The sequence below is a fragment of the Salinicoccus cyprini genome (genome assembly GCF_007713705.1).
In the GTDB taxonomy this organism is placed as follows: domain Bacteria; phylum Bacillota; class Bacilli; order Staphylococcales; family Salinicoccaceae; genus Salinicoccus; species Salinicoccus cyprini.
Genome location: NZ_VMSJ01000006.1, coordinates 127568 through 142403 on the forward strand (window position 1 = coordinate 127568; position 14836 = coordinate 142403).

Annotated in this window: 13 protein-coding genes; all 13 read left to right on the forward strand. The window is 49.0% G+C overall.

The window, feature by feature from the left end; genetic code table 11:
• The 13 genes from prfB to FO441_RS12295 all read left to right on the forward strand — a co-directional run bounded on the left by prfB (window position 1) and on the right by FO441_RS12295 (window position 14798).
• A protein-coding gene (prfB, locus tag FO441_RS12235) for a peptide chain release factor 2 (RefSeq protein ID WP_145290696.1) occupies window positions 1–1111 on the forward strand; the annotation gives its coding sequence in 2 pieces (ribosomal slippage) (window positions 1–72 and window positions 74–1111; 1110 coding nt in all).
• Window positions 1112–1417: 306 nt separating this feature from the next.
• Window positions 1418–1846, forward strand: coding sequence for a c-type cytochrome (locus FO441_RS12240; protein WP_145290699.1), 429 nt, complete (start codon window positions 1418–1420; stop codon window positions 1844–1846).
• Between the two features lie 334 nt (window positions 1847–2180).
• The gene (locus tag FO441_RS12245; RefSeq protein WP_145290701.1) at window positions 2181–3290 is read left to right on the forward strand and encodes a LysM peptidoglycan-binding domain-containing protein; all 1110 of its coding nucleotides are present in this window, start codon (window positions 2181–2183) and stop codon (window positions 3288–3290) included.
• Window positions 3291–3415: 125 nt separating this feature from the next.
• Window positions 3416–3997 (forward strand): TlpA disulfide reductase family protein, encoded by a 582-nt coding sequence (locus FO441_RS12250; protein ID WP_237605485.1) that lies wholly within the window; start codon window positions 3416–3418, stop codon window positions 3995–3997.
• Complete coding sequence (locus tag FO441_RS12255; protein WP_145290707.1) at window positions 3997–4635, forward strand: YfbR-like 5'-deoxynucleotidase; 639 nt, start codon at window positions 3997–3999, stop codon at window positions 4633–4635. Before FO441_RS12250 ends, FO441_RS12255 begins: the two co-directional genes overlap by 1 nt.
• A gap of 3 nt (window positions 4636–4638) precedes the next feature.
• A complete protein-coding gene (locus FO441_RS12260) occupies window positions 4639–4875 on the forward strand; it encodes a DUF2198 family protein (protein WP_145290710.1) in 237 nt (78 codons plus the stop codon).
• Window positions 4876–4955: 80 nt separating this feature from the next.
• Window positions 4956–6935 (forward strand): excinuclease ABC subunit UvrB, encoded by a 1980-nt coding sequence (uvrB, locus tag FO441_RS12265; RefSeq protein ID WP_145290713.1) that lies wholly within the window; start codon window positions 4956–4958, stop codon window positions 6933–6935.
• Window positions 6936–6941: 6 nt separating this feature from the next.
• Window positions 6942–9782 carry an excinuclease ABC subunit UvrA gene (gene uvrA / locus FO441_RS12270; RefSeq protein ID WP_145290716.1) on the forward strand — a complete coding sequence of 947 codons (2841 nt, stop codon included), beginning with the start codon at window positions 6942–6944 and terminating at the stop codon, window positions 9780–9782.
• Window position 9783: 1 nt separating this feature from the next.
• The gene (locus tag FO441_RS12275; protein WP_145290719.1) at window positions 9784–10938 is read left to right on the forward strand and encodes a DUF4097 family beta strand repeat-containing protein; all 1155 of its coding nucleotides are present in this window, start codon (window positions 9784–9786) and stop codon (window positions 10936–10938) included.
• A gap of 201 nt (window positions 10939–11139) precedes the next feature.
• Window positions 11140–12078 (forward strand): HPr(Ser) kinase/phosphatase, encoded by a 939-nt coding sequence (gene hprK / locus FO441_RS12280; RefSeq protein ID WP_145290721.1) that lies wholly within the window; start codon window positions 11140–11142, stop codon window positions 12076–12078.
• Complete coding sequence (gene lgt / locus FO441_RS12285) at window positions 12068–12895, forward strand: prolipoprotein diacylglyceryl transferase (RefSeq protein ID WP_145290724.1); 828 nt, start codon at window positions 12068–12070, stop codon at window positions 12893–12895. Before hprK ends, lgt begins: the two co-directional genes overlap by 11 nt.
• A 3-nt stretch (window positions 12896–12898) precedes the next feature.
• Entirely contained in the window at window positions 12899–13387 is a 489-nt protein-coding gene (locus FO441_RS12290) for an acyltransferase (RefSeq protein ID WP_145290727.1), read from the forward strand.
• Window positions 13380–14798, forward strand: coding sequence for a tetratricopeptide repeat protein (locus tag FO441_RS12295; RefSeq protein WP_145290730.1), 1419 nt, complete (start codon window positions 13380–13382; stop codon window positions 14796–14798). The genes FO441_RS12290 and FO441_RS12295 overlap by 8 nt, the downstream gene beginning before the upstream one ends.
• Window positions 14799–14836: the final 38 nt, after the last annotated feature.

Consider the following 14836-nt stretch of genomic DNA (forward strand, 5'->3'; position numbering starts at 1 on the left):
ATGGAATTGCATGAGATAAGACACTTCATTGCGGATATGCACGGGAAGCTCGATGACTTCAGGGGGTCTCTTTGACTTAGAGGAAAAAGAGACTCAGATTCGTGAGTATGAAGAGACGATGGCCGATCCAAGCTTCTGGAACAACCAGGAAGAGGCACAGAAGGTCATCGACAGCAACAACAATCTGAAAAAAGTGGTCGACGAGTTCCGTGAAATCGAAGCGGCAGTAGAGGATATCGAAGTATCGTACGAGCTGCTGAAAGAGGAGACCGATGAAGACATGCATCTGACGCTCGAGGAGAATGTCGATCAGGTCAAGGCGAGAATTGAGGCATTTGAACTGAACATTCTGCTGAACAGTGAACATGATGCACTGAATGCCATCCTTGAGCTTCATCCGGGAGCAGGCGGCACAGAATCACAGGATTGGGCACAGATGCTGCTCAGGATGTATCAGCGCTATGCCGACCAGCAGGGCTTCAAAGTGGAGACGCTCGACTACCAGTCCGGGGATGAAGCAGGCGTCAAAAGTGTGACACTGCTGATCAAGGGACTCAACAGCTATGGGCTGCTCAAGGCGGAGAAAGGTGTCCACCGTCTGGTGCGCATCTCTCCATTCGATTCATCAGGCAGGCGGCATACTTCCTTCGTATCATGTGAAGTGACGCCCCAGTTTGAAAATACGGATATCAAGATAGAAATAAAACCTGAAGATATCAGCATCGACACATATCGCGCCAGCGGTGCTGGTGGACAGCACATCAATACAACCGATTCCGCAGTCCGCATCACCCACCACGAAACCGGCATCGTCGTTACATGCCAGAACGAGCGTTCACAGATCAAAAACCGGGAGCAGGCCATGACGATGCTCAAATCGAAATTGTACCAGCGCCAGCTGGAAGAGCAGCAGGCCGAAATCGATGCAATCAAAGGCGAGCAGAAGGAGATCGGATGGGGCAGCCAGATACGTTCCTACGTATTCCACCCTTATTCCATGGTCAAGGACCACCGTACCAATGTGGAAAGCGGCAATACGGATAAAGTGATGGACGGAGACATCAGCCCATTCATCGATGCCTACCTACGGTCTACAATGGATGAGAATTAGAAGTGCAGATGCCTGTCCTCCTGGGGACGGGCAATTTTTATTCTATGGATGCGAGGAACGAACACGTCCAGAACAGTCACGGGATTTTTCATTAAATATCCATGATATGGTTTGAATGCTTCGTGAATTGGGGTATGGTGCTATTATAAGCTGAAATCATCACCGGAGGATGTTTCTATCATGCCGTAAATGAAGTTCATCAGCAGCAAGCATGCCTGCATCCAGGGTATGCAATTATGATGCCGTGTATAAGAGACATACGATGTATTGAAATTTTCCAATCAAACCAGCAGAGGAGAATGAATGATGAAGAAGTTTTGGATACTTATGAGTTTTGCAATGGTGCTCGTACTTGGTGCCTGTGGTGGCAATTCTTCTGATGAAGGTACGGATCCTGATGCCGTGGATGAGACAGGAACCGAGCAATCAGAAGAATCGACGGAAGAGTCGACAGAGGAGGAGTCAAGCAGTGAAGAAGGCGATTCCGGTGCAGCTGCAGGGGATGCACAGCTTGCCCAGGAAGTTTATCAGCAGAACAACTGCATGGGTTGCCATGGTCAGAATTTGGAAGGCGGCAGTGGTCCGGCTCTGACTGATGTCGGCAGCAGACTTTCAGAAGATGAAATCCGTACGAGGATTGAAGAAGGTGGAGACGGAATGCCAGCGGGTCTGGTAACTGATGAAGAGGAACTGGATGCAGTGGTGCAATGGCTTTCCTCCCAGACAGGTGAATAGAAATATTACAGATTGAATCGGATGGGTGTTCAGATAGGCATTAATGGATGTGAGGACACCGTAAAGAAAACCGGCTGAGCATTGGGCTCAGCCGGTTTTGTCTTTTATATACATGGGAAACCTGCAAGTATTACAGTGTATTTCAGTCTTTTCGTTTATATTACAAGTGGATTACAAACCCCCACAAAGTAATTTTTGTGTGCTATAGTGTTCAACGTAATCAGGACGGCATGAATTTACACATTCTTAACAATAGACAGAGTACCCGGTCGGGTCATAATATAAACAATAATTTTATCAAGGGTTTTTAGGAAATTAGGAGGATTTACTTATTATGAAGAAAACATTGCTATCAGTTGCAACGGTAACAGCACTTACAGGCATAGCGTCACACAACATCTCTGCAGCAGAATATACAGTACTGAATGGTGACACACTTTGGGGTCTGGCAAATGAAAGTGGTACATCCGTATCCACCCTCAAAGAAGTGAACGAACTCTCAGGAGATCTTATCTTCCCTGGAGACGTCATTGAGCTTGACGCTGAAGAGAAAGCTGCTGAAGAAGTAGTTGAAGAAACTGATAACGGTACATATCTCATTCAGCCAGGAGATACACTTTTCAAAATCGGCCAGAAGTTCAACGTCGACTATCAGCAGATCATGGAATGGAACAACCTCTCCTCTGACCTGATCTACGCTGGCAAAACATTGATTGTAGCTGCAAGCGCAGCGCCAGTTGTTGAAGAAGCACCAGCAGTCGAGGAAGCACCAGTTGTTGAAGAAGCACCAGCAGTTGAGGAAGCACCAGTTGTTGAAGAAGCACCAGCAGTTGAGGAAGCACCAGCAGTTGAGGAAGCACCAGCAGTTGAAGAAACTGTAGAAACTGTCCAGGAGCAGCCATCTGCACCAGCAGCACAAAATAATAACCAGCAGGCACAAGCGGCAGCAGAGCAAAGAGCAGCAGAACAGCGTGCGGCTGAACAACGTGCAGCAGAACAGGCTGAAGCTGAACGTCAGCAAAGAATCGAACAGCGTCAAGCTGAACAGGCAGCGGCAGAACAGCGTCAGGCAGAGCAGGCACAGGCTCAGCAAGTTTCCACTGGTGGCAACGCAGCAGCAGTTGCACACTCCGTAGCAGCCGGCAAATCCTATGTATATGGCGGCAACTCTGCAACAGCAGTGGACTGCTCCGCATTTACACAGCAGTTCATGAAAGCATACAAAGGCAAGAGCCTTCCAAGAACTGCAGCAGCTCAGATGTCTGTTGGCACACAAGTTTCAAACCCGCAGCCGGGTGACCTTGTATTCTTCAATGGTGGATCACACGTTGGTGTCTACATCGGCAACGGCCAGATGGTTGATGCACTCAACCCATCAGCAGGTGTTGGACAGCGCGCAGTAAGCTATGTACATGGTACAGTCGACGGATACTTCAGATACTAATATATATGAAATCTTTCAAGGTCAGAACTCTGTTCTGGCCTTTTTTGCATGTCTGAACAATGTAAGCATCGAGATGTTATGTTAAACTAGGCTAAATAAATAATAAGGTTTGTTGAAGGATGAAAATGAAAAATATCATTATAGTACTTGTACTCGCTGCATTCTTCATTCTCGTCGGCGCAGGTATAGCCGCGGTGATCAATATTTCGGAAGAGGGGCTCAGAGACCAGTCTCTCGAAACGCTGCAGAATTCCGAAGGACGTGACAATCACCACGCAGTCGGTATGAATATAATGGAGGAGCAGGTGGAAGGTGTCATCAATGACTCCGAATCTCTCGAATCGATCATTCGATCCAATGAAGTGACTGTCATCAACTTTTTCGCTTCATGGTGCGATCCATGCCGCAGGGAAACGCCGGAACTGAATGCATACCACCAGTCCCATGAGAATGAACCGGTAGAAGTCGTCGGCATCAATGTGGACGATAAAGCATCCAACAGGGATGCCTTTCTGGAGGAATTCGATGTCCAGTATCCGGTATATGAATTTACAGACGAATCTGCATCGATCGATGCACTCAAGACCAATCTGATGCCGACCACTTTCTTTGTAGACCAGGAAGGTGAAATTGTCAGAGCCTATATCGGCGAAGTGGAGCAGCAACTGATCAATAACTATATAAATTACGTCAAGGAGGAGTCCTAATGGGTGTTCACCAGTATTTTAAAAGTCTGAACGATCTTGAGAAACTGATCCGGTGTCCTGGTAAATTCAAATATCAGGAGCACAATGTTGCGGCGCACTCTTTTAAAGTGACAAAGATTGCGCAGTATCTGGGAACAGTGGAAGAACATCATGGCAGTGAAATCGACTGGAAAAGTCTTTACGAAAAAGCACTGAATCATGATTATCCTGAAATATTCACAGGAGATATCAAGACACCGGTCAAGTATGCTTCCGGAGAGCTCAACATGCTGTTCAAGGAAGTGGAGGAAAGCATGACGACACGCTTCATCGAGGAGGAGTTCCCGCCTGAATACCAGGCAATCTACATGAAGCGTCTGCAGGAAGGGAAGGATGGTACGCTGGAAGGACAGATCCTGTCGGTAGCAGACAAGATCGATCTGCTGTATGAATCCTTCGGTGAAATCCAGAAACGCAATCCGGAGCCTCTGTTTTTCGAAATATACGAAATGTCGCTGATCACCATCAAAAAGTTCTCCCATCTTGTCTGCGTCCAGGATTTTCTCGACAATATACTTACAGACATGCTGAAAGAGCGTTTCATACCAAAAACTGAGCTGATGGACATTACAGAGTCCATCATGGACAAGGAGATCTGATGAATGACGCTTTACTGGTATATGATGGCGATGGTCGTTCCAGCGGTTACTGTTGTGGTCTTTGCAAGACTGACACGCAACAAGTTCATTGCCGTCCTATTGACGTTCGTCATTTTCGGCGTATCGATATATCGAGGGTTCTATCATTCGGAATGGGTCATTTTTGTTGATGCCCTGTCCATAGTCATCGGCTATATGCTGGTGGAAATATTCCAAGTAGATCAAATAGATGAAGAATAGAAATAACCGAACAAATGTTTGTTATTTCTATTTTTATTTTGGTAGAATAGTGTGTGAGTAAAAAATGGGGGAAGAGTTGAATGGCAAAATTCGAAGTCGTTTCCAAATTCAAACCAGCAGGCGATCAGCCTAAAGCGATAGCAGAACTGACAGAACAGATCAAATCCGGAAACAGGCACCAGACACTGCTCGGTGCGACAGGTACCGGAAAGACATATACGATGAGCAAGGTGATCGAGGCGGTCGGCAAACCGACGCTGATCATCGCGCATAACAAGACCCTTGCCGGCCAGCTGTACAGCGAATTCAAGGAGTTTTTCCCGAACAACCGGGTAGAGTACTTCGTCAGCTATTACGACTACTACCAGCCGGAAGCCTATGTGCCGCAGACGGATACATTCATCGAGAAGGATGCACAGATCAATGATGAAATTGACAAGCTGCGCCACTCGGCGACAAGTTCGCTTTTTGAACGGGATGATGTCATCATCATTTCTTCCGTCAGCTGCATCTACGGTCTCGGTAATCCGGAAGAGTACAAGGATATGGTTGTCAGCGCGCGGGTCGGCATGCAGATGGACCGCAATGAATTTCTGCGCAAGCTGGTCGATGTCCAGTACGCACGCAACGATATTGATTTTAGACGGGGAACATTCAGGGTAAGGGGAGATATAGTGGAAGTATTTCCAGCTTCAAGGGATGAGCAGTGCATCCGTGTCGAATTTTTCGGCGATGAAATCGACCGCATCCGGGAAGTGAACCATCTGACAGGTGAAGTGATGGCGGAACGGGAGCACTTTGCAATCTTCCCGGCCTCCCACTTTGTTACACGTGAAGAGAAGATGAGGGTGGCCATCGAACGGATCGAGAAGGAACTGGAATCCCAGCTCAAGATTCTGCGTGATGATAACAAGCTGCTTGAAGCACAGCGTCTTGAGCAGCGGACCAATTATGACCTTGAGATGATGCGGGAGATGGGATTCTGTTCAGGCATCGAGAACTACTCGCTGCACCTCACGCTGCGTCCGATGGGGTCAACGCCTTATACCCTGCTCGACTACTTTGATGATTTTCTGATCATGATAGACGAATCCCACGTGACAGTCCCGCAAATACGCGGCATGTACAATGGTGACCAGGCAAGGAAGAAAGTGCTGGTCGACCATGGATTCAGACTGCCGAGTGCACTGGACAACCGTCCGCTCATGTTCGAAGAGTTCGAATCGAAGGCACAGCAGCTGCTCTATGTATCCGCAACACCAGGCCCATATGAAATGGAGCATACCGAAAAGATGGTCGAACAGATCATCCGGCCGACGGGTCTGCTGGACCCGACAATCGATGTGCGTCCATCCGAGCATCAGATAGACGATCTGCTTGAAGAGATCGTCGCACGTACCGAAAGGAATGAGCGGGTGCTCATTACGACGCTGACGAAGAAGATGTCCGAGGACCTGACCGCTTACCTGAAGGAGTCGGGCATCAAAGTGCAGTATCTGCACTCTGAAATAAAGACATTGGAACGTATCGAAATCATCCGTGAACTGCGCATGGGAACTTATGATGTGCTGGTCGGCATCAACCTGCTTCGTGAGGGCATTGATATTCCTGAAGTATCACTCGTTGCAATACTTGATGCCGACAAGGAAGGGTTCCTGCGCTCGAGCCGTTCCCTCGTCCAGACCATTGGACGTTCCGCACGTAACAGCAACGGCCACGTCATCATGTACGGTGACAAGATCACCGACTCCATGAGATATGCCCTTGACGAAACACAGCGGCGACGCGAAACGCAGATGGCATTCAATGAAGCCCATGGCATCACACCACAGACCATCCAGAAGGAGATCCGGGATGCCATCAGTGCAGAAGTCGAAGTGAAGGAAGACAGGGATGAAAAGGCGGGCAGCAAACGCAAAAAAGCCAAGATGACGAAGAAGGAAAGAGAAAAGGTAATGACTCAGCTGGAAGCAGACATGAAACAGGCAGCAAAAGACCTCGACTTCGAGACCGCTTCGGAACTGAGAGATGCATTATTTGAACTGAAAGCAGAAGGGTGATCATTTTTGAAAAATAAAAATATCAGCATCAGAGGCGCCAGACAGCATAATCTCAAAAATATCAATGTCGATATTCCAAGGGACCAGCTTGTTGTGATGACAGGGCTGTCGGGCTCCGGCAAATCATCGCTTGCGTTCGATACGATCTATGCTGAAGGGCAGCGGCGCTATGTCGAATCATTGAGCGCCTATGCCAGGCAGTTTCTCGGACAGATGGAGAAGCCGGATGTGGATTCGATTGAAGGATTGTCTCCTGCCATCTCCATCGACCAGAAGACAACAAGCAACAACCCCCGTTCGACAGTATCGACAATCACCGAAATCTATGATTACCTGCGTCTGCTCTATGCACGAGCCGGGACACCATACTGTCCGATCCATGGAATAGAGATTACGTCACAGACCATACAGGAGATGGTCGACCAGGTCATGACGCTTCCCGAGCGCTCCAAGATCCAGGTGCTTGCGCCAATTGTACGCGGCAGGAAAGGGATGCATGAAAAGATTTTCGAACAGCTTGCGAAAGAAGGCTATGCACGTGTCATCGTCGATGATGAAATGCATGATATCGAGTCTGTTCCAGAACTGACGAAGAACAAGAAGCACAGCATCGATGTCGTCATCGACCGTCTGGCTGTACGCGAAGGCATCGAAGCACGTCTCAGCGACTCGATGCAGACTGCTCTTGAAAAAGGTGAAGGGAATGTCACTGTCAATGTAATCGATGGTGAGGATATGCATTTCTCCGAGCACTTCTCCTGTCCGGAATGCGGATTCACCATTTCAGAGATGGAACCGAGGCTCTTTTCATTCAACGCACCTTATGGTGCGTGCCCGGACTGTGACGGCCTTGGCATGAAGATGGCTGTGGATGAGCGACTTGTCATTCCGGATCCTTCACTGACACTCGAGGAAGGGGCACTGAACCCATGGCAGCCGATCAGTTCGGACTACTATCCGACACTGCTCAGACAGACGTGCGACCACTTCGGCATCGATATGCAGAAGCCGTACAAGGATCTGACAAAGAAAGAGAAGAATATCATACTGTTCGGCTCAAAAGGTGAGATGATCAGCTATACCTTCAACCAGAACAACGGGGTTGCCCGGACACGCAAGATGCCATACGAAGGCATCATCAACAATATCGAGCGCAGATATAAGGAAAGCCCTTCGGAGTATACACGGGATGTCATGAGCAGATACATGCGGGAGATCGAGTGCAAGACGTGCGACGGCTACCGTCTCAATGCAGAAGCGCTGGCAGTCAAAGTCGATGGCCGCCATATCGGCCAAGCAGTCGATGAGCCTGTCAAAGAGGCGCTGCAGTTCTTCAGCAATCTGGAACTGTCCGAGAAGAACCGTCAGATTGCCGCACCGATTCTTAAGGAAGTCAATGAACGTCTGACCTTTCTCTTCAACGTCGGCCTCGACTACCTGACGCTCAATCGTCGCAGCGGAACCCTTTCCGGCGGCGAAGCCCAGCGCATCCGTCTGGCCACCCAGATCGGCTCCAGGCTGAGCGGCGTGCTCTATATTCTCGATGAACCTTCAATCGGTCTGCACCAGCGGGATAACGACCGCCTGATCAGTACACTGAAGGACATGCGTGATCTCGGCAATACGCTCATCGTCGTCGAGCATGATGAAGATACGATGCTCGCAAGCGACCACCTGATCGATATCGGTCCGGGTGCCGGCGAACACGGCGGCCAGATCATGGCACAGGGGACACCTGAAGAAGTGATGAATGATGACAATTCCATCACCGGCCAGTACTTGAGCGGCAAGAAGAAGATTCCGCTGCCTGAAGCATACAGGAAGCCGGATATGAAACGCAGCCTCGAAATAAAAGGCGCCAAGGAAAACAATCTCAAAAACGTAAACGTCAAGATTCCGCTGTCTGTACTGAATGTCGTCACAGGCGTATCAGGTTCAGGCAAAAGTACACTGATCAATGAAATCCTGTACAAGGGTCTGCATACTAAACTCTATAAATCCAAGCATATACCAGGTGAGCACAAGGAGATCAAAGGTGCTGAAAATATCGAAAAGATCATCGATATCGACCAGTCCCCGATCGGTCGGACGCCGCGAAGCAATCCGGCAACATATACGGGTGTGTTCGATAATATACGCGACGTGTTCGCCCAGACCAACGAAGCAAAAGTACGCGGCTATCAGAAGGGCCGCTTCAGCTTCAACGTCAAGGGTGGTCGATGTGAAGCCTGCAGAGGTGATGGCATCATCAAGATCGAGATGCATTTTCTGCCGGATGTGTTCGTACCATGTGAAGTATGTGATGGAAAGCGTTATAATAGAGAGACACTGGAAGTGAAATATAAAGATAACAGCATTGCAGATGTACTGGCAATGACAGTGGAGGAAGGGTACTATTTCTTTGAAAACATGCCCAAGATCAAGCGCAAGCTCAAAACACTGCTCGATGTCGGTCTCGGCTACGTCCGTCTCGGACAGCCTGCCACAACCTTATCCGGTGGGGAAGCACAGCGTGTAAAGCTGGCTTCCGAGCTGCATAAGCGTTCTGACGGGAAGTCGCTCTATATACTGGACGAACCGACGACAGGACTGCATTCCGAGGATATCGGCAAGCTGATCACCGTCATGCAGCGGCTGGTCGACAATGGTGACACCGTCATTGTCATCGAGCATAATCTGGATGTCATCAAAGTGGCAGATCATATTACCGACCTTGGTCCTGAAGGTGGTGATGGCGGAGGCACGATTGTTGTGAATGGTTCCGTCCAGGAAATCATGGCAGAAGCGGACAGCTACACAGGCTATCATCTAAAAAAATGGTTGGATAGAAACCATCAGGGGGATTGAAATGGATAACAAAGACCGTATTTTAAAAATGCTGGAAGAAGGAAAGATCACATCCGAAGAGGCATTGCGCCTGCTGGACGCAATGGAGTCCAAGTCGGACCAGGACCAGACTTCCCACCAGCAGGCAGGTGCCGGACGCAAGAGCAGCCGGCGCCAGACCAGCGACGGACCGAAAGATGTTTTCCAGCAGTTCGTGAATGAGTTTCAGAAATATGTCAACAGCGACAAGGCCAACGAAGCGTTCAACCAGGTCAAGAACAAAATGGAGAGCCAGAAGCAGACGGCACAGCTCTACAAGACTTTTGAAAAAGCATTCGACGGAGTCAAGAACAGCACCATCGATTCGATGTTCACACAAGGTTCGAAAAACCGACTGATCGAGACAGTCGAAGACAGCTACTCCAATGTATCCATCGACATTACGAACGGCAATGTCAAAGTGGTGCCGACAGACAAGGTGACCACTGCAAAATTCGAAGTGACACCATTCTACCGCAAGCTGGATAATGATAGGAACTACTTCCAGGACATCATCTGCGAAGTGAAGAACGATGAACTCCTCATCTTTTCCGATATCCGGACGGCGCGGGTCAATGTGGAACTTCAGATCAATCCATCCATCATCAATCGTCTGATCGTATCCGGATCGAACGGCAATGTCAGTATCGAAAGCCAGGAGTTCAGCGATCTGACAGTCGACCTGCTGAACGGCAATATCGAGCTCGATGCTGTTTCCAGCAATAATGCATTCGTGCGTACTTCAAGAGGCAACATCGATGTAAGAGAAGGGGCACATGGTGCCCTTGAAATGATTTCGATGCTCGGTACCGTCAATACCGAGACGCTCAATGCACAGGATGTCACTGTTTCATCCAACGGTTCAGTGAACATCTCACTCCAGGAGCACACGGAATCTGCGACCATCAATGCAAATATGGGCAGCATCAATATCAATGTGCCGCATGGCCGTGCACTGGAAGGCAGACTGAGTACAGTCGTCGGGCAGATCAACTATCCGCCTGATCTGGATGTCAGATTCATGAAGTCCCAGGATATCGGTTTCAAGGAACTCATGCTTGTCAACCAGTCGGATGACAAGGCGATGCTTCTTGAAGTGGGTACCAAGTTCGGCAGTGTAACACTGCACCGCAGCTGATGAAAATATGGCAGTAGCTGAAAACCCTGCATGAGTGCAGGGTTTTTCTTCATTTCTGTGTCTATCATACATAACCAAATGTGACTGGGGTGTGAATAAAAAACCAAATGCACATGAAATGATCCATCTTTACAACCCGATATATTGAAAATGATTTTTTGTTTCTTTATAGTTGAGGTAACAAATCACCGAGGTGACGGAATGCTTACAGTTAAGAAAATCATAGATAAATTCAATTTGAAGATCATCTCCGGTAACGAAGGCATCGATAAGGAGATTGTCAATATAGATGTATCAAGGCCCGGACTTGAAGTGGCCGGCTATTTCTCCCACTATTCATCCGACCGGGTACAGGTGCTCGGGATGACGGAGTCCTCCTTCTTTGAGCGTATGCTGACAGAGGAGGAACGTGAGGACCGTTCAAAACGTCTATGCCGCAAAGAGACGCCATGCATTATTGTGACACGCAACCTCGGAGCTCCACTTGAACTGATCGAGGCATGCAACCAGACGCATATCCCGCTGCTGGTCACGGAAGACAACACAACAAACTTCATCAGCCGCATGTCGAACTTTCTTGAGAAGGCACTGGCGCCTGAGACGAACATGCACGGTGTGCTGGTCGACATATACGGCATCGGTGTGCTGATCACCGGTGAAAGCGGCGTCGGCAAGAGTGAAACCGCCCTTGAGCTTGTGAAGAACGGTCATCGTCTTGTGGCGGATGATAATGTCGAAATCAAGGAAGTATCGAAAAATGTACTGATGGGATCGGCACCACCGCTCATCCGAAACCTGCTCGAAATACGCGGGCTCGGCATCATCAACGTCATGACCCTTTTTGGTGCAGGCAGCATCCTCGAAGAAAAGCGTGTCATGCTGAATGTCAGCCTTGAACCTTGGGAGTCCGACAAGACATATGAGCGCCTCGGTCTGGATCAGAAGAAGATGCGCATCCTCAATTCCGAGATCGATCAGAAGACGATTCCGATCCGGCCGGGCCGAAGCCTGGCAGGCATCATAGAAGTGGCCGCGATGAACCACCGCATGCAGCATATGGGATATGACGCTGCCCAGGAATTCAACGATAGGCTGAACCGGCAGATTCAAGTCAACGGAGGAATGATCGATGATCTATAGTACACCACCATTCAGTCCGATCGCATTGGAACTCGGACCGCTCAACATATACTGGTACGGCATCATCATTGCCTCAGGCATGCTGCTCGGCTACTTTTTCGCCAACCGGGAATCAGACAGGAAAGGACTGCCTGAAGGGCTGTTCATGGACATGATGTTCTATATCATCATCACCTCCATTGTCTGTGCAAGACTATACTATGTCGTCTTCCAGTGGGACTACTACAGCCAGAACCCGATTGACATCATCATGGTGAACGAAGGCGGGATGGCCATCCACGGTGGTCTGATCGGCGGTTTTCTTGCTGGTGTCATCTACAGCCGCATCAAGGGCTTCAGCTTCTTCCAACTTGCTGATATTGCCGCACCAAGCATCATATTGGGCCAGGCGATCGGACGCTGGGGGAACTTCATGAACCAGGAGGCCCACGGAGGCGAAGTGACTCGTGAATTCCTTGATTCCCTTCTGCTGCCTGACTGGATCATCAACCAGATGTACATAGATGGTGCATACTACCACCCGACGTTCCTGTATGAATCGGTCTGGAATATCATCGGCTTCGTCCTGCTGATACTGATCCGTCCGAAGCTGAAAATAGGGCAGACGATCCTGCTCTACCTGATCTACTATTCTGTAGGGCGTTTCTTCATCGAAGGCATGCGCACGGATAGTCTGATGATCGGCGAGAGCCTGCGTACAGCCCAGTTCATTTCAATTCTGCTGATTGTTGCCGCTTTGGCGGTATGGATCTACCGCAGCATTAAGTACAAGCTGCCGAAGTATGGGGAAACAGAAGGCGTCTATAAAGGAAGATGATGGATGAGAAGAGTGAAGAGGATAAAAGCGGGTGCAATAAACCCGCTCTGGCATATGTATCGTACGGTGTCGAGGTTCAAAGTCGCTAAAAACTTCATTATAATTGAGCTTGGTCGATACTGTCCTTCGACGATATGGAAGCATCGGCTGTATGCAGGACTGCTCGGAATGAAGCTTGAAGAGAACGTTTCGCTTGCTTTCAAAGCCATGCCGGATCTGATGTATCCGGAGCGCATCCACATTGGCAAAAACAGTATAATCGGTTATAATACAGTAATATTGACGCACGAATATCTGGTGGATGAGTACAGGGTCGGAGATGTACGCATCGGGCATGATACCATGGTCGGTGCGAATGTCACCATTCTGCCGGGCGTGGTCATCGGAGATCATGCAGTCATTGGTGCAGGCAGCGTCGTATCAAAAGATGTTCCCGATCATTCAATCTGCTATGGCAACCCGCTTATAGTAAGGAGTAGGAATAATGAATAGGAAAGTGATTCCCTTTGAACAGAATGGAGAGTTCCATTTTAATCAGGGACTGAAAAAAACTGAACAGAATAAGAAGCATGCGGCACTGAAAAGTTTTCAGAAGGCCTACGAGCTCGATCGGAACAACCTGGCCTACCTTTCCCAGTACGCGTACCTGCTTGCTGAAAATGGACGTGGAGCAGAAGCTGAACATATATTGATAAACGCCTTCATTCAGCATCAGTATGATGCTGAATTTTATTTTATATTGAGCCAGCTCTATATCATCATGAACGACCCGAACAAGGCGTTCCTTTTCGGCGTGGAGTATGTAAAGTATGCACCTGATTCCGGGTATGATGAAGAGCTCGAGCAGATGTTCGAAGTGAGCATCCAGGATGAGGATGAAGTGGAGCGTGAAGCCACGCGCTTCACCGGTCAGCATCTGTTCCAGCATCTCTTCATGAATGCACGTATTGAGGAGGCACTCGACTTTCTCAGTACGATTCCCATATCCATTCAGGAGGAAAGGGAGTTCCGCAACCAGAAGGCGATGGCAGCCCTGTTCCTGAACCGCTTCGAAGAGGCGCATGAACTGCTCGAGCAGCTGCTCAAGGAAGACCGGACGGATATGCATGCACTGAGTCATATGACACTGCTCTACTATCATACAGGGGAAGAGGAGAAGTACCGGGCTTTCCTGAAAAAGCTCGAAGTCGTCCAGCCGCTTGATGACGATGCCAGGTTCAAAGTCGGTCTGGTACTCAATTTCCTGCAGCAGCATGCGCGCTCCTACGAACTGCTCTATCCACTCTACAAGGATCAGGTATTCATCAGCTTCCAGCTGCTGCATGCACTGAGCCATGCGAGCTACCATATCGGCAAAGTCGAGGAGTCGCGGATGTTCTGGGATAAGATGCAGACATTCCACCAGGTAAGTGAAATGCACAGCCCGTGGAAGCGCCATGAAGCGACAGCACGCATCACACAACTGGAAACGGAGTACCTGAAGGATGATGATCCGTACAGGAGACTGCTCGGGCTGTACAAGATTTACAATATTGTACCGCGCGACGCCATACTCGGCCATGAAGTATGGGATACCATCGAAGCGCTCGAAGATTACGAGAAGCTCTACATTTCATTTCTATTCCAGGGCCTGAAACTGGTCCGGCTCGGGCGCATGCATAAAGGTCTCGAAGCCATGACGCAGGCAGGCTATGAAGATGAGGATGACCAGCTGGCATGGATAGAGACGTTCCATACGCTGTACGACAGCAAGGTGGAACTTGAGGACATCAGTGCATTCACAGCCGCCACCCTATACTTCCACCAGCGCGGCAGAAAGATCAGCAAGCGGTCGCTCGTCGACAGTTTCGATACGAGCCTCTACCGGCTGAACAAGGCACTTGAAGCCGTCAGGCAGATTTAATGAAATACGGCTCGAATTTCTGTATAATATTTTAGAGT